This window comes from Burkholderia sp. ABCPW 111, from assembly GCF_000773065.1.
Classification (GTDB): domain Bacteria; phylum Pseudomonadota; class Gammaproteobacteria; order Burkholderiales; family Burkholderiaceae; genus Burkholderia; species Burkholderia savannae.
Map to the genome: position 1 here is coordinate 18770 of NZ_JPWT01000076.1, position 19581 is coordinate 38350.

Annotated in this window: 17 protein-coding genes; 14 read left to right on the forward strand and 3 right to left on the reverse strand. The window is 66.5% G+C overall.

The genetic code is table 11. The features are described 5' to 3' along the window. The first annotated feature begins 9 nt into the window (after positions 1-9). A complete protein-coding gene (gene greA / locus X946_RS17110) occupies positions 10-486 on the forward strand; it encodes a transcription elongation factor GreA (RefSeq protein WP_038749766.1) in 477 nt (158 codons plus the stop codon). After that, positions 486-989 carry a DUF4149 domain-containing protein gene (locus X946_RS17115; protein WP_038749769.1) on the forward strand — a complete coding sequence of 168 codons (504 nt, stop codon included), beginning with the start codon at positions 486-488 and terminating at the stop codon, positions 987-989. Before greA ends, X946_RS17115 begins: the two co-directional genes overlap by 1 nt. A gap of 92 nt (positions 990-1081) precedes the next feature. Here the strand turns inward: X946_RS17115 and X946_RS17120 are convergent, their stop codons facing one another. After that, positions 1082-1627: a YhbY family RNA-binding protein gene (locus X946_RS17120; RefSeq protein WP_038749772.1), complete on the reverse strand. Its 546-nt coding sequence runs from the start codon at positions 1625-1627 to the stop codon at positions 1082-1084. A gap of 193 nt (positions 1628-1820) precedes the next feature. Here X946_RS17120 and X946_RS17125 point away from each other — a divergent pair, with 193 nt between their 5' ends. The 11 genes from X946_RS17125 (at position 1821) to phoR (ending at position 14197) form a co-directional block, all read left to right on the forward strand. Beyond that, entirely contained in the window at positions 1821-2483 is a 663-nt protein-coding gene (locus X946_RS17125) for an RlmE family RNA methyltransferase (protein ID WP_038749775.1), read from the forward strand. Between the two features lie 167 nt (positions 2484-2650). Continuing rightward, entirely contained in the window at positions 2651-4537 is a 1887-nt protein-coding gene (gene ftsH / locus X946_RS17130; RefSeq protein ID WP_038749778.1) for an ATP-dependent zinc metalloprotease FtsH, read from the forward strand. 112 nt (positions 4538-4649) lie between these two features. Then, positions 4650-5540, forward strand: a complete 891-nt coding sequence (folP, locus tag X946_RS17135; RefSeq protein WP_038749781.1) for a dihydropteroate synthase — start codon at positions 4650-4652, stop codon at positions 5538-5540. A 25-nt stretch (positions 5541-5565) separates the two neighbouring features. Next, positions 5566-6924, forward strand: coding sequence for a phosphoglucosamine mutase (glmM, locus tag X946_RS17140; protein ID WP_038749784.1), 1359 nt, complete (start codon positions 5566-5568; stop codon positions 6922-6924). Positions 6925-7484: 560 nt separating this feature from the next. Next, a complete protein-coding gene (gene pstS, locus X946_RS17145; RefSeq protein WP_038749786.1) occupies positions 7485-8513 on the forward strand; it encodes a phosphate ABC transporter substrate-binding protein PstS in 1029 nt (342 codons plus the stop codon). A 106-nt stretch (positions 8514-8619) separates the two neighbouring features. Further along, the gene (gene pstC, locus X946_RS17150; protein WP_038749789.1) at positions 8620-9606 is read left to right on the forward strand and encodes a phosphate ABC transporter permease PstC; all 987 of its coding nucleotides are present in this window, start codon (positions 8620-8622) and stop codon (positions 9604-9606) included. Further along, on the forward strand, positions 9603-10496 hold the full coding sequence (gene pstA, locus X946_RS17155) for a phosphate ABC transporter permease PstA (protein WP_038749792.1): 894 nt from the start codon (positions 9603-9605) through the stop codon (positions 10494-10496). Before pstC ends, pstA begins: the two co-directional genes overlap by 4 nt. Before the next feature lie 15 nt (positions 10497-10511). Continuing rightward, positions 10512-11360 carry a phosphate ABC transporter ATP-binding protein PstB gene (pstB, locus tag X946_RS17160; RefSeq protein ID WP_038749794.1) on the forward strand — a complete coding sequence of 283 codons (849 nt, stop codon included), beginning with the start codon at positions 10512-10514 and terminating at the stop codon, positions 11358-11360. 20 nt (positions 11361-11380) lie between these two features. Further along, positions 11381-12085 (forward strand): phosphate signaling complex protein PhoU, encoded by a 705-nt coding sequence (gene phoU, locus X946_RS17165; protein ID WP_038749797.1) that lies wholly within the window; start codon positions 11381-11383, stop codon positions 12083-12085. A gap of 30 nt (positions 12086-12115) precedes the next feature. Beyond that, positions 12116-12817, forward strand: coding sequence for a phosphate regulon transcriptional regulator PhoB (phoB, locus tag X946_RS17170; protein ID WP_038749800.1), 702 nt, complete (start codon positions 12116-12118; stop codon positions 12815-12817). Positions 12818-12886: 69 nt separating this feature from the next. Beyond that, complete coding sequence (gene phoR, locus X946_RS17175) at positions 12887-14197, forward strand: phosphate regulon sensor histidine kinase PhoR (protein WP_038749803.1); 1311 nt, start codon at positions 12887-12889, stop codon at positions 14195-14197. Positions 14198-14393: 196 nt separating this feature from the next. Here the strand turns inward: phoR and ppk1 are convergent, their stop codons facing one another. Then, positions 14394-16454, reverse strand: coding sequence for a polyphosphate kinase 1 (gene ppk1, locus X946_RS17180; RefSeq protein WP_038749806.1), 2061 nt, complete (start codon positions 16452-16454; stop codon positions 14394-14396). Between the two features lie 274 nt (positions 16455-16728). Between ppk1 and ppx the strand changes: the two genes are divergently transcribed. Continuing rightward, positions 16729-18243, forward strand: a complete 1515-nt coding sequence (gene ppx, locus X946_RS17185) for an exopolyphosphatase (RefSeq protein ID WP_038749808.1) — start codon at positions 16729-16731, stop codon at positions 18241-18243. A gap of 322 nt (positions 18244-18565) precedes the next feature. Here ppx and X946_RS17190 read toward each other — a convergent pair whose 3' ends face one another. Continuing rightward, positions 18566-19009 carry a hypothetical protein gene (locus X946_RS17190; RefSeq protein WP_038749846.1) on the reverse strand — a complete coding sequence of 148 codons (444 nt, stop codon included), beginning with the start codon at positions 19007-19009 and terminating at the stop codon, positions 18566-18568. Positions 19010-19581 lie beyond the last annotated feature (572 nt).

Sequence of the window (19581 nt, forward strand, 5' to 3'; positions counted from 1 at the left end):
GAGTCGTTTATGAGCACCATTCCGTTGACGAAGCGTGGCGCAGATCAACTGCGCGATGAACTGCAGCGCCTGAAGTCGGTCGAGCGGCCGGCCGTCATCAACGCGATCGCAGAAGCGCGCGCGCAGGGTGACTTGTCCGAGAACGCCGAGTACGACGCCGCAAAAGAAAAGCAGGGCTTCATCGAGGGACGTATCGCCGAAATCGAGTCGAAGCTGTCGGCCGCGCAGATCATCGATCCGACCGCGCTGGATGCCGACGGCCGTGTGGTGTTCGCGGCGACGGTCGAGCTCGAGGATCTCGAATCGGGCAATACCGTCAAGTACCAGATCGTCGGCGACGACGAGGCCGATCTCGATCACGGCCTGATCTCGGTCAGCTCGCCGATCGCGCGCGCGCTGATCGGCAAGTCCGAAGGCGACGTCGCGGCAGTTCAGGCGCCGAGCGGCGTGCGCGAGTACGAAATCATCTCGGTGCTGTACATCTGATGTCCGGTTCCGCGGCGCCGCACCGGCTGTTTCGCCTGCTGGCGACGATCTGGGTCGGCAGTCTGCTGACGATCGGCTATGCGGTGGCGCCGGTGCTGTTCGCGACGCTCGATCGGGCGACGGCGGGTTCCGTCGCCGCGCGCCTGTTCAACATCGAGGCGACGATCGGCGCGGTGTGCGGCGTGCTGCTGATCGGCTTGTCGAATCTGCTCGTGCGGCGCGGCCACGATTCCTACCGCCGGCTGCGCCGGCTGCTGGCCGCGATGCTCGGCTGCGTGCTGGTCGGCTATTTCGCGTTGCAGCCGTTCATGAACGCGCTGCGCGTCGCGGCGCTCGAGGCGGGCACCGACGTCGGCCATTCCGCGTATGCGGGGCGCTTCGCGCTCCTGCATGGCGTGTCGAGCCTCTTTTATCTCGTCGAGAGCCTCGTCGGCGTGTGGCTGATCTGGCGGCTGCCGGGGCACGGCGGCTCGAGCCCGCTTGGCGGCGCGCGGCGCGCATAGCCGGCGCATATCATCCGGCGCGGCGCACGCGCGCGCTGGAAGCGCGGGCTTGCCCGGCCGGCGATCCGGCCGTGTGGCAAGCCCGAAGGCGATTACTTCTCGTTCTGATGCTGGCGCTTCGCGCTCGACTGGCGTTTTTTCGCGCGCTTGACGTTGCCGCCCGCGGTCACGCGTTCGTTGCCGAGCACGCGCACTTTCTCCGGCTTCGGCCGGCGGACGGCGGGCGCGTTCGGCGATTGCTTCACCACCTTGACGACGCGCGGCGCGCGGCCCTTCGCGTCAGCCGACGGCGCGGCGCCCGCGCGGGCGGCCTCGCGCGCGCTCGGCACGCCGCGGCGGCCGCGCGGCGGCGCCTCTTCGGCCTGCTCGGGCTTCCAGATCACGAGCAGCTTGCCGATGTGCTGGATCGGCGCGGCATTCAGGCGGTCGCAGATTTCGTCGTAGATCGCGACGCGCTCGTCGCGCTCGTCGCCGAATACGCGGATCTTGATCAGCTGGTGCGCGGCGAGGTGGACTTTGATCTCGGCGAGCACGGCATTGGTAAGCCCTTCTGCGCCGATCAGCACGACGGGCTTGAGCGCATGGGCTTCGGAACGCAGCGCGGAGCGCTCGGCGGGGGAAAGCGAAAGGGCGGGCATCGGAATGAGGAATTCGAATCAAATTGACGGCGGGCGAGCCGGGAAGAGCGGCAAAGCTTTTCCGCGGCGGCGCGCCGAAACCACGTAAAATCGCGGCTTGGGCCCGTCGGGGCCGAAAGCCGCGCCAATAAGTCCCGTATTATCCGCCAAAAGTGCGGCTTCACGAAGCAATCGGCAGCAATCTCTCCATCGCATGGCAAAGAACCGCTTTAACCAATCCTGGTTGCATGACCACATCAACGACCCGTACGTCAAAATGGCGCAGCGGGAGGGCTATCGCGCGCGCGCCGCGTACAAGCTGAAGGAAATCGACGAGCAGGACAAGCTGATCCGTCCGGGCCAGGTGATCGTCGACCTGGGCGCCGCGCCGGGGAGCTGGAGCCAGTACGCGCGCAACAAGCTTGCGCGGGGCTTGCGGCGCGACGCGGTGCGTGAGGGCGGGATCGACGGCACGATCATCGCGCTCGACATGCTGCCGATGGAGCCCATCGCCGACGTCCATTTCATCCAGGGTGACTTCCGCGAGGAGGACGTGCTGCACCAATTGGAGGAAGTCCTCGCCGGGCGCTCGGTCGACCTTGTAATTTCCGACATGGCCCCCAACCTGTCCGGCGTGGCGGTCGCGGATGCGGCGCGGATCGAGCATGTCTGCGATCTGGCGCTCGAATTTGCGCAAAACCATCTGAAACCGGATGGGGCCCTTTTGGTGAAGTGCTTCCACGGCAGCGGCTACAGCCAGATTGTCGAGAAATTCAAGCACCAATTTAAAACGGTGGCGCCGCGCAAGCCAAAAGCTTCCCGCGACAAATCGTCCGAAACGTTTATTTTGGGTCGGCATCTGAAGCAACCGCGCTGAAGGTGGCATGGCGCGGCAGGATGCGCCGGAGCCCTTGCCAGTCGTGCCGCGCGCCTATCGGCGCGGTAGCGAATCCTTATGGCGAGGGGCTGCGGACTGGATTAGAATGCCTGAGGAGCGCCGCAAGGCAAATGTAGGCGCTCGTCTATGAGTGAAGGAGTGGTGCTTTGAACAACAATATGTTTTCGAAGGCAGCAGTGTGGCTCGTGATCGCACTGGTGCTGTTTACGGTGTTCAAGCAGTTCGACAAGCCCCGCGTCCAGGAAGGCGTCTCCTATTCGCAGTTCATGGATGACGCGAAGAACGGCAAGATCAAGAACGTCGTCGTGCAGGGGCGCAACCTCACCGTCACTCCCGCGGATGGTCAGAAATATCAGATCGTGTCGCCGGGCGACATCTGGATGGTCGGCGATCTGATGAAGTACGGCGTGCAGGTCAGCGGCAAGGCCGACGACGAGCCGAACGCGCTCGTCTCCGCGCTCTACTACCTCGGTCCCACGCTGCTCATCATCGTGTTCTGGTTCTACATGATGAGACAGATGCAGGGCGGCGGTAAGGGCGGGGCCTTCTCGTTCGGCAAATCCCGCGCGCGGCTGATCGACGAGAACAACAACGCGGTCAACTTCTCCGACGTCGCCGGCTGCGACGAAGCGAAGGAGGAAGTGTCCGAGCTCGTCGATTTCCTGCGCGATCCCCAGAAATTCCAGAAGCTCGGCGGCCGCATCCCGCGCGGCGTGCTGCTCGTCGGGCCTCCCGGCACCGGTAAGACGCTGCTCGCACGCGCGATCGCGGGCGAGGCGAAGGTGCCGTTCTTCAGCATCTCGGGCTCGGACTTCGTCGAAATGTTCGTCGGCGTCGGCGCGGCCCGCGTGCGCGACATGTTCGAACAGGCGAAGAAGCATGCGCCGTGCATCGTGTTCATCGACGAAATCGACGCGGTCGGCCGTCATCGCGGCGCTGGCATGGGCGGCGGCAACGACGAGCGTGAGCAGACGCTGAACCAGATGCTCGTCGAGATGGACGGTTTCGAGGCGAATTCGGGCGTGATCGTGATCGCCGCGACGAACCGCTCCGACGTGCTCGACAAGGCGCTGCTGCGTCCGGGCCGTTTCGACCGCCAGGTCTACGTCGGCCTGCCGGACATCCGCGGCCGCGAGCAGATCATGCGCGTGCACCTGCGCAAGGTGCCGATCGCGAACGACGTCGACGCGGCGGTCATCGCGCGCGGCACGCCGGGCTTCTCGGGTGCCGATCTCGCGAACCTCGTCAACGAGGCCGCGCTGTTCGCGGCGCGCCGCGGCAAGCGGATCGTCGAGATGCAGGATTTCGAGGACGCGAAGGACAAGATCTTCATGGGGCCGGAGCGCAAGTCGGCCGTGATCCGCGAGGAAGCGAAGCGCGCGACCGCGTACCACGAGTCGGGCCACGCGGTGATCGCGAAGCTGCTGCCGAAGGCCGATCCGGTCCACAAGGTCACGATCATCCCGCGCGGCCGTGCGCTGGGCGTCACGTGGCAACTGCCGGAGCATGACAACGAGACGTATTCGAAGGACTACCTGCTCGATCGCCTCGCGATCCTGTTCGGCGGCCGGGTGGCGGAAGAGCTGTTCCTGAACCTCGTCAGCACCGGCGCGTCGGACGACTTCAACAAGGCGACGCAGACCGCGCGCGCGATGGTGGCCCGCTTCGGGATGACCGACGCGCTCGGGCCGATGGTCTACGTCGACGACGAGAATGACGGCGGCCCGTTCGGCCGAGGCTTCACGCGCACGATTTCGGAAGCGACGCAGCAGAAGGTCGACGCGGAAATCCGCCGCGTGCTCGACGAACAGTACGGCCTCGCGCGCCGTCTGCTCGATGAGAATCGCGACAAGGTCGAGGCGATGACGGCTGCGCTGATGGAGTGGGAAACGATCGACGCCGATCAGATCAACGACATCATGGAAGGGCGTCCGCCGCGCTCGCCGAAGAGCGCGCCGCCGGCCGGCGATCCTTCGTCGGGCGGTTCGTCCGGCGCCGAAGTCAAGCCGGGCAACGCCACCGCGCCGGCATAAACGATCGCGGATTTCGTTCACGGGCTGGTGTGGCTGTCACACCGGCCCGTTTTGCTTTCTTGCCTGACGCATTTCATCGCTTCCCATCGCGTTCGATCCGACGCCCGAGCTCGTGTCCCATCCCGATTCCGCTTTTCCCGTTCCCGAACCGCTTCAATGCGGCCGCTTCACGCTGACCTTCGAGCGCCCCCTCGTGATGGGGATTCTCAATGTCACGCCCGATTCGTTCTCCGACGGCGGCCGCTATGTCGTTCGTGACGCTGCGCTCGCGCAGGCGGAGCGAATGATCGCCGAGGGCGCCGACATCATCGACATCGGCGGCGAGTCGACGCGGCCCGGCGCGCCGCCCGTGCCGCTCGACGAGGAGCTCGAGCGTGTGATTCCGCTCGTCGAAGCGCTGCGCGGCATGAATGTGCCGCTGTCGGTCGACACGTACAAGCCTGCCGTGATGCACGCGTCGCTCGCGGCGGGAGCCGATCTGATCAACGACATCTGGGGCCTGCGCCAGCCGGGCGCGATCGACGCCGTGCGCGACAGCGCGTGCGGCCTTTGCGTGATGCACATGCTCGGCGAGCCGCAGACGATGCAGGTGCACGAGCCCGACTATCGCGACGTCGTCGCCGACGTGCGTGCGTTTCTTGCCGAACGGGCCGACGCGCTGGTGCGGGCGGGCATCGATTTCCGGCGTATCAGCGTCGATCCGGGGTTCGGTTTCGGCAAGTCGGTGATAGAACACAACTACGCGCTGCTCGCGCATTTGCCGTTCACGGCGCCGACGCGGCCCGACGGGCGCGCGTATCCGATTCTCGCGGGCATGTCGCGCAAGTCCATGCTGGGCGCGCTGATCGGCAAGCCGGCGCCCGAGCGCGTCGCGGCGAGCGTCGCCGCGGCGGTTTGCGCGGTCGAGCGGGGAGCGGCGATCGTGCGCGTGCACGATGTCGCGGCGACCGTCGACGCACTGAAAGTATGGAGCGCCGTGCGCGATGCCGCGCGGCTAGCATAAGTCGAAACAAGGAGGAAGGTTCTACATGGGACGTCGTTATTTCGGCACGGACGGCATTCGCGGCAAGGTCGGCGAGGCGCCGATCACGCCCGATTTCGTGTTGCGGCTCGGCTATGCGGCGGGCAAGGTGCTCGCGAGCGCGTCCGGGCGCGCGGCGTCGGGCGCGCGCCCGACGGTGCTGATCGGCAAGGACACGCGCGTGTCGGGCTACATGCTCGAAGCGGCGCTCGAGGCCGGCTTCTCGGCGGCGGGCGTCGACGTGATGCTGGCGGGGCCGATGCCGACGCCGGGCGTCGCGTACCTGACGCGCGCGCTGCGACTGTCGGCGGGCGTCGTGATCAGCGCGTCGCACAATCCGTATCACGACAACGGCATCAAGTTTTTCTCGGCTGACGGCAACAAGCTGCCGGACGAAACCGAGGCCGCGATCGAAGCGTGGCTCGACAAGCCGCTCGAATGCGCGCCGTCGGACGGGCTCGGCAAGGCGCGGCGTCTCGACGACGCGGCCGGCCGCTACATCGAGTTCTGCAAGAGCACGTTCCCGGCGGCGTTCGATCTGCGCGGGATGAAGCTCGTTGTCGACTGCGCGCACGGCGCCGCGTATCAGGTCGCGCCGCACGTGTTTCACGAGCTCGGCGCGGACGTGATCCCGATCGGCGTCGCGCCGAACGGCTTCAACATCAACGACGGCGTCGGCGCAACCGCGCCCGATGCGCTGATGCGCGCGGTGCGTGCGAACCACGCGGATCTCGGCATTGCGCTCGACGGCGACGCGGACCGGCTGCTGGTCGTCGATCACACCGGCCGGCTGTATAACGGCGACGAGCTGCTTTATGTGCTGGTCAAGGACCGCATCGCAACTAACGGCCAAGTCGAGGGGGCGGTGGGAACGTTGATGACGAATCTCGCCGTCGAAGTCGCACTGAAAGACGTGGGCGTGCAGTTCGTGCGGGCGGCGGTTGGCGATCGCTATGTGCTCGAGCAGCTTCGCGAGCGCGGCTGGCAGCTCGGTGCCGAAGGTTCCGGCCACATTCTGTCGCTCGATCGGCATTCGACGGGCGACGGGATCGTGTCGGCGCTTCTCGTGCTCGCGGCGCTCAAGCGCAGCGGCACGACGCTCGCGCAGATGCTAGACGGCGTCACGCTGTTCCCGCAGAAGCTGATCAACGTGCGGATGAAGCCGGGCGCCGACTGGAAGGGCAGCGACGCGATCCGGCGCGCGATCGATTCCGCCGAAGGGGCGCTCGCGGGCAGCGGACGGGTGCTGATTCGTGCGTCCGGCACGGAGCCCGTGCTGCGCGTGATGGTCGAGGCTCGGCACGCGGCGGACGCGAACCGCCACGCGGAGGCGATCGCCGACGCGGTCAGGCAGGCGACGGCGTAAGCGCGGAGCGCTTACGCCGGGACCGAGCCGACCGAGCCGACCGAGCCGACCGAGCCGACCGAGCCGACCGAGCCGACCGAGCCGACCGAGTCAGCCGAGTCAGCCGAGTCAGCCGAGTCAGCCGAGTCAGCCGAGTCAGCCGAGTCAGCCGAGTCAGCCGAGTCAGCCGAGTCAGCCGAGTCGGGGTCGCAACACTACTCGGCGAGCTTCCATATCAGCGGGGCCGCCGATCCCCCCGGATCGGCGGCCCCGCGGCGTTTTCACGCCTTGCTCGAGGTCGTCCAATCAAATAGACCGTAGCCCGCGCGCCAGTCATCTTCTCCACGATCCGACCCCGCTACTCCCCCTCGCCAACATCGACCTTTTCTTTCGCGTGAATTTTTTCCTACGCTCTACAGGCGGCGTGCTCGCATTGGCCGGCGGCCCCGACGGAGGCCGTTGTCGCCTTTCAATCGAGTCATGTTACTGTCACAGCAGGTTCATCGAATGTCACATTACTGTCATGAGGAGCCCCTAATCTTCGCGGTGCCGTAGTCATCCGCTCACACACTGGAGGTCTCATGAAATTGATGCAAACCGCGTTCGCCGGTCTCGCCGGCGCGCTTTTCGCGGTCGCCGCACACGCCGACATCACCGGCGCGGGCAGCACCTTCGCCATGCCGATTTACACGAAATGGGCAGCCGACTATCAGCAGTCGGGCGGCGCGAAGGTCAACTACCAAGGCATCGGCTCGTCGGGCGGCCTGAAGCAGATCGTCGCGAAGACGGTCGATTTCGCCGGCTCGGATGCGCCTCTGAAGGATGACGAACTCGCGAAGGAAGGCCTCTTCCAGTTCCCGACGGTGGTGGGCGGCGTCGTGCCCGTCATCAACGTGCCGGGCGTGAAGGCGGGCGAGCTGACGCTGTCGGGCGCCGTCCTCGGCGACATCTATCTCGGCAAGATCAAGAAGTGGAACGATCCGGCGATCGCGGCGCTGAACCCGAAGGTCAAGCTGCCGGACACGGACATCGCAGTGGTTCGCCGCGCGGACGGCTCGGGCACGAGCTTCATCTGGACGAACTACCTGTCGAAGGTCAACGAGGAGTGGAAGTCGAAGGTCGGCGAAGGCACGACCGTCAACTGGCCGACGGGCACGGGCGGCAAGGGCAACGACGGCGTCGCGGCATTCGTGCAGCGTCTGCCGGGCGCGATCGGCTATGTCGAGTGGGCGTACGCGAAGAAGAACAACATGGCCTACACCGCGCTGAAGAACTCGACGGGCACGGTGGTCGAGCCGAAGACCGAAACGTTCAAGGCGGCTGCCGCCGGCGCGAACTGGTCGAAGTCGTTCTACCAGATCCTCACGAACCAGCCGGGCAAGGACGCGTGGCCGGTCGTCGGCGCGACGTTCGTGCTGCTGCACGCGAAGCAGGACAAGCCGGCGCAAGGCGCGGAAACGCTGAAGTTCTTCGACTGGGCGTTCAAGAACGGCGCGAAGGCGGCGGACGATCTGGATTACATCTCGCTGCCGGCGTCGGTCGAGACGGAAATCCGCAAGCAGTGGAAGGTGAAGGTGACGGACGCGGCGGGCAAGACGGTCGCCGAGTAAGCTCGACGGCAACGTCGCAGCGGTTCGCCGCCCGGCTGCACGGCCGGGCGGCGTTTGCGGTACAGGCGGGCGGCGCAAGCCGTTCGTCATTGAAAAACAGGCTCCCATGTCTGACATTCCTTTCGCGTCGACACGATCCGGCGGCCAGGCGCCCATGCGCGCGCCGAGCCGGTACGGCGACATCGTGTTCGGCGGCCTCACGCGCGTCGCCGCCATCGTGACGCTACTCCTTCTCGGTGGCATCATCGTGTCGCTCGTCGTCGCGTCGATGCCGACCATCGAAAAATTCGGCCTCTCGTTCCTTTGGCACACGGAATGGGACCCCAACTCCGATTTGTACGGCGCGCTCGTGCCGATCTACGGCACCATCGTCACGTCGCTCGTCGCGCTCATCATCGCGGTGCCCGTGAGCTTCGGCATCGCGCTCTTTCTCACCGAGCTGTCGCCTGTCTGGCTGCGCCGGCCGCTCGGCGTCGCGATCGAGCTGCTCGCCGCGATCCCGTCGATCGTCTACGGGATGTGGGGCCTCCTCGTGTTCGCGCCAATCTTCGCGACGTATTTCCAGAAGCCCATCGGCGCGCTGCTGGGGCCGATTCCGATCATCGGCGCGCTGTTCCAGGGGCCGCCGATCGGCATCGGCATCCTGGCCGCCGGCGTGATTCTCGCGATCATGATCATTCCGTACATCGCGTCGGTGATGCGCGACGTGTTTGAAGTAACGCCCGTGCTGCTGAAGGAATCCGCTTACGGAATCGGCTGCACGACGTGGGAAGTGATGTGGAAGATCGTGCTGCCCTATACGAAGACCGGCGTGATCGGCGGCGTGATGCTCGGCCTCGGCCGCGCGCTCGGCGAGACGATGGCCGTCACGTTCGTGATCGGCAACACGAACCTGCTCGACAACGTATCGCTGTATTCGCCCGGCAACAGCATCACGTCGGCGCTCGCGAACGAGTTCGCGGAGGCGGCGCCCGGCCTGCACACGTCCGCGCTGATGGAGCTCGGCCTCATCCTGTTCGTGATCACGTTCATCGTGCTCGCGATCTCGAAGCTGATGCTGCTGCGCCTCGAACGCGGGGAGGGCCGCAAATGAGCTCGCCGATTCTCAACATGCCGGGCCCGGACGGCGCCGCGCTCGACGCGATGCGCGCGCGCTTGCAGCGCCGCCGCAAGGCGACCAACGTGATCGCGTTGACGGCGTCGCTCGCCGCGATGGCGTTCGGCCTGCTCTGGCTCGTCTGGATTCTCTACACGACGCTGCATCTCGGGATCGGCGGCTTGTCGCTCACGCTCTTCACCGAATCGACGCCGCCGCCGAACACGGCGGGCGGCGGCCTCGCGAACGCGATCGTCGGCAGCCTGATGCTCGTCGCGCTCGCGACGTTCGTCGGCACGCCGATCGGCATCCTCGCGGGCGTCTATCTCGCCGAATACGGCCAGAAGAGCTGGCTTGCGAGCGTGATGCGCTTCATCAACGACATCCTGCTGTCGGCACCGTCGATCGTCGTCGGCCTGTTCGTGTATGCGCTCGTCGTCGCGAAGGCCGGCCACTTCAGCGGCTGGGCGGGCGTCGTCGCGCTCGCGCTGCTGCAGATTCCGATCGTGATCCGCACGACCGAGAACATGCTGAAGCTCGTGCCGAACGCGCTGCGCGAGGCCGCGTTCGCGCTCGGCACGCCGAAGTGGCGGATGATCCTGAGGATCACGCTGCGCGCGTCGGTGGGCGGGATCATCACGGGCGTGCTGCTCGCCGTCGCGCGGATCGCCGGCGAAACGGCGCCGCTTCTCTTCACCGCGCTGTCGAACCAGTTCTTCTCGGTCGACATGAATCAGCCGATTGCGAACCTGCCGGTCACGATCTTCAAGTTCGCGATGAGCCCGTTCGCGGAATGGCAGTCGCTCGCGTGGGCGGGCGTGTTCCTGATCACGCTCGGGGTGCTGGGACTCAACATCCTCGCGCGCTCGGTCTTCTCGAAAAAGTAACGGCGGAGCAATCCGATGAACATGGCAGAAAGCCACCTCGATCCTTCCCAACGCGCGACGGCGCCGGCCGGCTTCGGCGCGGCGGCGGGGCAGCGTCCGCTCGCGCCGCTGAACGCGAAGATCGAAGTCAAGAACCTGAATTTCTTCTACAACCAGTTCCACGCGCTGAAGAACATCAACCTGAGCATTCCCGAGGGGAAGGTGACGGCGTTCATCGGCCCGTCGGGCTGCGGCAAGTCGACGCTCCTGCGCACGTTCAACAAGATGTACGCGCTCTATCCGGAGCAGCGCGCGGAAGGCGAGATCCTGATGGACGGCGAGAACCTGCTTCAGACGAAGCTCGACATCTCGCTGTTGCGCGCGCGCGTCGGCATGGTGTTCCAGAAGCCGACGCCGTTCCCGATGTCGATCTACGACAACATCGCGTTCGGCGTGAAGATGTTCGAGCGGCTCACGCGCTCGGAGATGGACGATCGCGTCGAATGGGCGCTCACGAAGGCGGCGCTCTGGAACGAAGTGAAGGACAAGCTGAGCCAGAGCGGTTACGGGCTGTCGGGCGGCCAGCAGCAGCGTCTTTGCATCGCGCGCGGAATCGCGATCCGGCCCGAGGTGCTGCTCCTCGACGAGCCGTGCTCGGCGCTCGATCCGATCTCGACGGGCCGCATCGAGGAGCTGATCGCGGAGCTGAAGAGCGACTACACGGTCGTGATCGTCACGCACAACATGCAGCAGGCGGCGCGCTGCTCGGACTACACCGCGTACATGTATCTCGGTGAGCTGATCGAGTTCGGCGAAACGGAGAAGATCTTCATCAAGCCCGCGCGCAAGGAAACGGAAGACTACATCACGGGCCGCTTCGGCTGACCGAATGACGGAGAGCAACAATGTCGGATAAACATCTGTCGAGCCAGTTCGACGCCGATCTCAATGCGGTGTCGTCGAAGGTGCTCGAAATGGGCGGCCTCGTCGAAGCGCAGATCACCGAAGCGATGCGCGCGCTGAACGAGTTCGACCGCAACGCGGCCGAGCGCGTGATCGAAGCGGAAGACCGCCTCAATCACATGGAAGTCGAGATCGACGAGGAGTGCGGCAACATCATCGCGCGCCGGCAGCCGGCCGCGCGCGACCTGCGCCTGTTGATGTCGATCTCGAAGACGATCACGAACCTCGAGCGCGCGGGCGACGAGGCGGAGAAGATCGCCAAGCGCGTGCGCCGCCTCGTCGACGAGCCCGCCGCGCGCGGCGTGAACATCGCCGAGATCAAGGTGTCGGGCGACATGGCGGTCACGATCCTGCGCCGCGCGCTCGACGCGTTCGCGCGCCTCGACACGGTCGCGGCCGCGCAGATCGTCAAGGACGACAAGGAGATCGACCAGGAATTCCGCGCGTTCGTGCGCAAGCTCGTGTCGTACATGCAGGAAGATCCGCGGACGATCTCGGTCGGCCTCGACTATCTGTTCATCGCGAAGGCGATCGAGCGGATCGGCGATCACGCGAAGAACATCGCCGAATTCATCATCTACATCGTGAAGGGCACCGACGTGCGGCACCAGCCGCGCGACATGCTCGATCGCGAAGCCAATAGCTAACCCTGTCGACAAGGACGGACCGAGGTGCCGATGCCCAGCAACATTCTCGTCATCGAAGATGAGCCCGCGATTTCCGAATTGATTTCGGTGAACCTGCAGCACGCGGGACATTGCCCGATTCGCGCTTACAACGCGGAGCAGGCGCAGAGCCTGATCAGCGACGTGCTGCCCGACCTCGTCCTGCTCGACTGGATGCTGCCGGGCAAGTCCGGCATCGCGTTCGCGCGCGACCTGCGCAACAACGAGCGGACGAAGCATATTCCGATCATCATGCTCACCGCGCGCGGCGACGAGCAGGACAAGGTGCTCGGCCTCGAGATCGGCGCGGACGACTACGTGACGAAGCCGTTCTCGCCGAAGGAGCTGATGGCGCGGATCAAGGCGGTGCTGCGCCGCCGCGCGCCGCAGCTCACCGAGGACGTGGTGTCGATCAACGGGCTGCGGCTCGATCCGGCGACGCATCGCGTCGCGGCGCATGCGCAAGGCAGCGAGATCAAGCTCGATCTCGGCCCGACGGAGTTCCGTCTGCTGCATTTCTTCATGACGCATCCGGAGCGCGTCCACAGCCGCACGCAACTGCTCGATCAGGTCTGGGGCGACCACGTATTCGTCGAGGAGCGCACGGTCGACGTGCACATCAAGCGGCTGCGCGCCGCGCTCAAGCCCGCCGGCTGCGATGCTATGATCGAAACCGTGCGCGGCAGCGGCTACCGCCTCGCGAAACACGCGTAACGGCCGCGCGGCGCGAGGGGTGCGCGCCGTGGCGAGCCATCGTCTTCATCTTTCGTCGGGCGCCGAATCATGAACATCATCTGGGCGCGCTTTCTGGTGTCGCTCGTCTTGCTCGCGCTCGTCAGCGTGATCATCGGCGTCATCGCAGGCCCCGTGCCGGCGCTCGTCTTCGCGCTCGCGATGCTTGTCGCGCAGGGCTTCTTCAGCACGTTTCACACGCAGCGCCTCTGGCGCCTGCTCGATGCGCCCGTCTACGGCGAGGTGCCGAGCGCGCCCGGCATCTGGGGCGAGATCTACTACCGGCTGCACAAGCTCGCGAAGCAGTGGCACGGGCAGGTGCGCCAGGTCGAGCAGCAGCATTCGCGCTTCATCCAGGCCATTCAGGCGTCGCCGAACGGCGTCGCGATGCTCGACGACCGCGATCAGATCGAGTGGTGCAACGCGATCGCCGAAGTGCATTTCGGGCTCGACGCGAAGCGCGACCTGCGCCAGCACATCGCGCATCTCGTTCGCCATCCCGACTTCGTCCGCTACCTGAACGGTCAGCACTACGACGAGACGCTCGTGATGCGCGGAATGGGCGGCAACCGGCAGAACGTGCTCGCCGTGCAAGTGTTCCCGTACGGCGAGAATCGCAAGCTGCTGCTCACGCAGGACATCACCGAGCTCGAGCGCACCGACGCGATGCGGCGCGACTTCGTCGCGAACGTGTCGCACGAGCTGAAGACGCCGCTCACGGTGCTGTCGGGCTTTCTCGAGACGATGCGGGAGCTGCCGCTGTCCGACGACGAGCGCGCGCGCTATCTCGAGCTGATGGAGCAGCAGGCGTCGCGGATGCGGCACATCGTCACCGATCTGCTCGTGCTCGCGAAGCTCGAAGGCGAGAGCAAGCCGCCCGCCGATCGCGCGGTCGACATGCGCACGGTGCTCGAACACCTGAAGGACGACGCGCAGACGCTGTCGAACGGACATCACGAAATCACGTTCAAGGTGGACGAGACGCTCGCGGTGACGGGCGCGCAGACCGAGATCTTCAGCGCGCTCGGCAATCTCGTGACGAACGCGATCCGTTATACGCCGGAGGGCGGGAAGATCCGCGTCGAATGGCGGCGCGACGGCGCGCAGGCGGTGTTTTCGGTCACGGACAGCGGGCTCGGCATCCCGGCCGTCGATCTGCCTCGGCTCACCGAGCGCTTCTACCGCGTCGATCGCAGCCGCTCGCGCGACACGGGCGGCACGGGGCTCGGGCTCGCGATCGTCAAGCACGTGCTGCAACGGCACGATGCGCAACTGGCGATCCAGAGCGAGGAGGGGCGCGGCAGCACGTTCACCGCGCGCTTTCCCGCGCATCGAACGATCAGCCGGCGGCACGCCGCGTGACGCGAGGCGGCGCGCGCCGCCGCGCGTTCGAAGCGTGCGCGGCGCGTGGGCCGTCGCTGCTTCCTGTTTGCGGTTTTTGGATTCGGCGCGAAACGTAGCGCATCGTCACGGCGAGACGGCGCAGCCTAGCGGCGGCGATCGCGGCCGCCGCTTATGCGTCGCCCGCACAAGGCGCGGCGCGCCCGGCGCCGCCCGTTCAGCAGAATTTCGCGAGAAGCCCGAGCTGCGCGTTGCGCGGCGCCTTGCCGGCGCGGCGGCGGCGATAGTGGCCGTCGCTTTGCATGAGCCACGCGGACTGATTGTCGACGAGGAACACCGACAGCCCCTCGGCGATCACGCGGCGCTTGAGCTTGCGCTCGCGCACCGGGAACGCGACTTCGACGCGGCGGAACAGATTGCGATCCATCCAGTCGGCGCTCGACAGATAGACGAGCTCCTCGCCGTCCGCGTGGAAGTAGTAGATCCGGTGATGCTCGAGAAAGCGCCCGACGATCGAGCGCACCGTGATGTTGTCGGACAGCCCCGGCACGCCGGGCTGCAGCGCGCACACGCCGCGCACGATCAAGTCGATCTTCACGCCCGCCTGCGACGCTTCGTAGAGCTCGGCGATCACGGTCGGCTCGAGGAGCGCGTTCATCTTCGCGACGATCCGCGCCCGCTTGCCGGCGCGCGCGTGCTCGGTTTCCGCGCGGATGTGCTCGATGAGCTGCGGGTGCAGCGTGAACGGCGACTGCCACATCTCGTGCAGCTTCAGTTCGCCGCCGATGCCCGTCAACTGCTGGAACACGTGGTGGACGTCCTCGCACAGCGACGGTTCGGCCGTCATCAGCCCGAAGTCGGTGTAGAGGCGCGCGGTGCGCGGATGATAGTTGCCGGTGCCGAGGTGCACGTAACGGCGCAGCGCCGACTTGCCGTTGTGCGTCACGCGGCGCACGATCAGCATCATCTTCGCGTGGCACTTGTGGCCGACCACGCCGTACACGACGTGCGCGCCGACCGCCTCGAGCTGCGACGCCCAGTTGATGTTCGTCTCCTCGTCGAAGCGCGCGAGCAGCTCGACGACGACCGTGACTTCCTTGCCGTTGCGCGCGGCTTCCATCAGCGCGTCCATCAGCGGTGAATCGGTGCCCGTGCGGTAGATCGTCTGCTTGATCGCGACGACGCTCGGGTCCTGCGCCGCCTGCTGAAGCAGCTCGAGCACGGGCTGGAAGCTTTCGTACGGATGGTGCAGCAGGATGTCGCCGCGATCGATCGCATCGAACATCGACGGCGCGCTCGCGACCGCGTGCGGGATCGACGGCAGGAACGGCGTGAACTTGAGCTCGGGCAGATCGACGAGATCGGGCAACTGCATCAGCCGCACGAGATTGACGGGGCCGTCGACGCGATAGCAATCCTTCTCGGAGAGGCCGCTTTCGTCGAGCAGGCGCCGCACGAGGTGCGGCGGCGTGTCGGCCGACACCTCGAGGCGCACCGCGTTGCCGAGGTGGCGCGCGGGCAGCTCGCCCTGCAGCGCGACGCGCAGGTTCGTGATTTCGTCTTCGTCGACGAAAAGCTCGCTGTTGCGCGTGATCCGAAACTGATTGCAGTTCTTGACGACGAGCTTCGGGAACAGCTCGCCGACGAAGCGCTGCATCAGCGAGCTGAGCAGCACGAAGCCGTGCTGGAAGCCCGACAGCTCCTGCGGCATCCGCACGAGGCGCGGCAGCGCGCGCGGCGCCTGCACGATGCCCATCACCGCCTGGCGGCCGAACGCGTCGCGGCCTTCGAGCTCGATCACGAAGTTCAGGCTCTTGTTCAGCACGCGCGGGAACGGATGCGCGGGATCGAGGCCGATCGGCGTGAGGACGGGCAGCAGCTCGTCGAGGAAGTAGCGGCGCGCCCATTCGATCTGCGCGTCGCTCCAGGTCTCGGTGCCGTGGAAATAGATGCCTTCCTGCTCGAGCGCGGGCAGGATCGTTTCGTGCAGCATCGCGTATTGCCGGTGCACGAGACGCTGCGCGCGCTCGACGACGAGGTCGTACACGTGCTGCAACGACATGCCGTCGGGCGCGAGCGCGCCCGGATTGTCGCGCATCTGCTCCTGGAGCCCGGCCATCCGGACTTCGAAGAATTCGTCGAGGTTGCTGCTCGTGATGCAGATGAAGCGCAGGCGTTCGAGAAGGGGGACGTGAGGATCGGTGGCTTGGGCAAGCACGCGCTCGTTGAAGCCCAGGATGCCGAGTTCACGATTCAAAAGCGGATAGCGAAGAGGCATCGGCAGAGAATACGAAAGGTCAGACGCAGACTCGAAAGGTCGCTCGGAAATTCTCACGGTGCGATGACGTGCTGATGACAGTTTGATGTTTGTCGGCAAATCATACGCCGGAAACCCGGGGATTTCATAAAAGCGTCCTCTAGATACAATGAAAGCCGGTGTCCTCCGGCTCGCGGCCGACACCGGAAGCCGCGCAACGCTTAAAATGGCGCCTTTGATCCTTTCGGTACGCGCAGCATCGCCTGCGCGGCCAGGCGAGTACGGAGCCCTCTCGATGGTTACATCCCCGCATCTACTGGCTGCCGTCGATCTCGGTTCGAACAGCTTCCGGCTCATCGTCGGGCGCGTCGAGGAGACGCCCGCCGGCAGCCAGATCTATCCCGTCGACGCGCTGCGCGAGCCCGTGCGGCTCGCGGCGGGCCTGTCGCGCGACAAGATGCTCGACCGCGCGTCGCAGGAGCGCGGCTGGGAGGCGCTCAAACGCTTCGGCGAACGGCTGCGCGACTTTCACCCGGACCACGTGCGCGCGGTCGCGACCAACACGCTGCGCGTCGCGAAGAACGCCGGCGAGTTCCTCGCCGAGGCCGAGGCGGCGCTCGGTTTCCCGATCGAGGTGATCGCGGGCCGCGAGGAGGCGCGCCTCATTTACGCGGGCGCCGCGCACTCGGTGCCGGCGAGCGCCGGCAAGCGGCTCGTCGTCGACATCGGCGGCGGTTCGACCGAGTTCATCATCGGCCAGCATTACACGCCGCTCGTGATGGAGAGCCTCTACATCGGCTGCGTGAGCCACAGCCGCGCGTTTTTCCCGGCCGGCAACGTCGACGAATACACGATGCGCCAGGCCGAGCTCGCCGCGAAGCGCGAGATCCAGATCATCTCCGGCGAATACAAGAAGGCGGGGTGGGATCAGGCGATCGGCTCGTCCGGCACCGCGCGCGCGCTCGCGGAGCTCGTCGAGGCGAACGGCTTCAACGACGCGGGCGTGCCGCACGGCATCTCGCGCGGCGGCCTCGAGCGCCTGAAGCGCGCGCTCATCAAGGCCGAGAACGTGAACCGCCTGAAGCTCGTCGCGCTCAAGCCCGATCGCGTGCCGGTGCTCGCGGGCGGGCTGTCGATCATGCTCGCCGCGTTCGAGGAGCTCGGCATCGACTATGTCGACACGACGGACGGCGCGCTGCGCCTCGGCGTGCTGTACGACCTGCTCGGCCGCACGCAGCACGAGGACATGCGCGCGGTGACGGTCGACGGCTTCATGCGCCGCTACGGCGTCGATCGCGCGCAGGCGGCGCGCATCGGCGCGCTCGCCGCGCGCTTCTACGATCAGCTCGACGAGCCCGAAGGCGAGGCAAGCGACGAAAGCCGCACGTTTCTCGGCTGGGCGGCCGCGCTGCACGAGATCGGGCTGTCGATTTCGCACAGCGCGTATCACAAGCATTCGGCGTACATCGCGAGCAACGCCGACATGCCGGGCTTCTCGCGCACCGATCAGGCGCGGCTCGCCGCGCTCGTGCTGGGCCACGCGGGCAAGCTCGGCAAGCTGTCGCAGGCGCGCGACGTCGAGTGGCCGCTGCTGTTCTGCCTGCGTCTCGCCGCGCTGCTGTGCCGACGCCGGAACGACGCCGGGCTGCCCGACATCAACATCGCGCAGATGAAAAAGGGCGGCTACGAAGTGCACTTGCCGAGCGCGTGGGTCCAGCAGAATCCGCTCACCGACTACAGCCTCAGCCAAGAGGCGGCCGAGTGGGAGAAAGTCGGGATTCCGTATCGCGTCGTCTATACGGGCGCGTGATTCGCGTTGCGGCGGCGCGGCGCGCGTGTCGTCGCGTGTTTCGTCGCGCGTGTCGTCGGTAGGTCGCGGCGGGGCGGGGGGCGCGGGGCGTCGGTTGCCGTCGCGCGACCGGCGTTCACTTCACTCATGTCGCCGCGGATGCGCGCGTCGAACCTCGGCGAGCGCATGCCGCCTTGCACGACGCGCAAACTTGACGGGGTGGGGGCGCGGGCGACGCCGCCATGTTTGCGGCGCGGCTTTGATGCTCGATTTTGCGGCGCGGCTTTGTGGCTCGGCGTCGGGCGCGGGCCGCGCTGCAAGCCGGCCGCGCATTTCGGCATGCTTACGGCGACGTGCAGACGATCGCCGTCAGAAACGGAAACGCATCCTTGACGACCGCCTGGCTGCCCGCCTCGCGCACCTTCGCCTCCACCGCCTGCTTCGAGCCCCGCACGACGACGCCGTACGCCCAGTCGCCGATCGGTGTGCCGTCGCCGTGCGTGAAGATCGGATCGTTCGCCTGATAGCCGAGCACGACGTAGACCGGAAAACCGTAGGCAGTCAGCGAATGGTTCGTGCGGAACGCGTTCATCGAGTTCGCTTCGACGTGCATCGGCTGCGAGCGGATCGCGCCGCTCGCGACGAGCGGCGCGACGAACGCGTGGCCCGTCGACGAGCAGCCGAGCGCGGCGTCGAGCGCCAGTGAATCGGCGGATGCGGGCGATGCGCTCGCGAGCGTTGCGATCGGGATCAGGAGTCGGGCAATCAGGCGGAGTGAATCGTTCATGCGATGGCGCGCGCCGGACGGGCGGCGGGTTGTCGACGGCCCGGGGCGGGCCGCTCGGTCGGAGGCGGGCAAAACGGTGCGCGGCGATGCGGCCGCGGCCTGTTCGCCCGGCTTTTCTTTCGAGCCTGACGGATCGGGCGCGACTTGCCGCTTCGGGCTTGCCGGCGCCATTCGCCCGATGATAGCGAAAACGTCCGGCGCGCGCAGGCGAATCGGCGCGTGACGATTGCGACGGGCGCGTTGGCGAAACGCTTGACTGAGGGCGGGCGGATTCGCGGCGAGGGGACGCGAGCGCGCGTGGGCGGCGTGAAAGGAGGCGACATGCGCGTTCGCGACGTGTGCGTTTGCGACGTGTGCGTTTGCGACATGCGCGTTCGCGACGTGCGCGTTCGCGACGTGCGCATTCGCGACATGAACGTTCGTGACATGCGCTTGTGGACAGCGCATATGCATATTCACAACAATCGACTCGAGTGCGGCCAGCGATCTATGATGAGCGACGCCCGACGCCCGACGCCCGACGCCCGACGCCCGAGCCATCGGTCTCCGTCGTTTGGGAGGGCCGCGCGCGG

Coding starts and splice junctions, on each gene's coding strand:
- greA (WP_038749766.1), top strand. CDS start 10: ATGAGCACCATTCCGTTGACGAAGCGTGGCGCAGATCAACTGCGCGAT.
- X946_RS17115 (WP_038749769.1), top strand. CDS start 486: ATGTCCGGTTCCGCGGCGCCGCACCGGCTGTTTCGCCTGCTGGCGACG.
- X946_RS17120 (WP_038749772.1), bottom strand. CDS start 1,627: ATGCCCGCCCTTTCGCTTTCCCCCGCCGAGCGCTCCGCGCTGCGTTCC.
- X946_RS17125 (WP_038749775.1), top strand. CDS start 1,821: ATGGCAAAGAACCGCTTTAACCAATCCTGGTTGCATGACCACATCAAC.
- glmM (WP_038749784.1), top strand. CDS start 5,566: ATGGGACGTCGTTATTTCGGCACGGACGGCATTCGCGGCAAGGTCGGC.
- pstS (WP_038749786.1), top strand. CDS start 7,485: ATGAAATTGATGCAAACCGCGTTCGCCGGTCTCGCCGGCGCGCTTTTC.
- pstC (WP_038749789.1), top strand. CDS start 8,620: ATGTCTGACATTCCTTTCGCGTCGACACGATCCGGCGGCCAGGCGCCC.
- pstA (WP_038749792.1), top strand. CDS start 9,603: ATGAGCTCGCCGATTCTCAACATGCCGGGCCCGGACGGCGCCGCGCTC.
- pstB (WP_038749794.1), top strand. CDS start 10,512: ATGAACATGGCAGAAAGCCACCTCGATCCTTCCCAACGCGCGACGGCG.
- phoU (WP_038749797.1), top strand. CDS start 11,381: ATGTCGGATAAACATCTGTCGAGCCAGTTCGACGCCGATCTCAATGCG.
- phoB (WP_038749800.1), top strand. CDS start 12,116: ATGCCCAGCAACATTCTCGTCATCGAAGATGAGCCCGCGATTTCCGAA.
- phoR (WP_038749803.1), top strand. CDS start 12,887: ATGAACATCATCTGGGCGCGCTTTCTGGTGTCGCTCGTCTTGCTCGCG.
- ppk1 (WP_038749806.1), bottom strand. CDS start 16,454: ATGCCTCTTCGCTATCCGCTTTTGAATCGTGAACTCGGCATCCTGGGC.
- ppx (WP_038749808.1), top strand. CDS start 16,729: ATGGTTACATCCCCGCATCTACTGGCTGCCGTCGATCTCGGTTCGAAC.
- X946_RS17190 (WP_038749846.1), bottom strand. CDS start 19,009: ATGAACGATTCACTCCGCCTGATTGCCCGACTCCTGATCCCGATCGCA.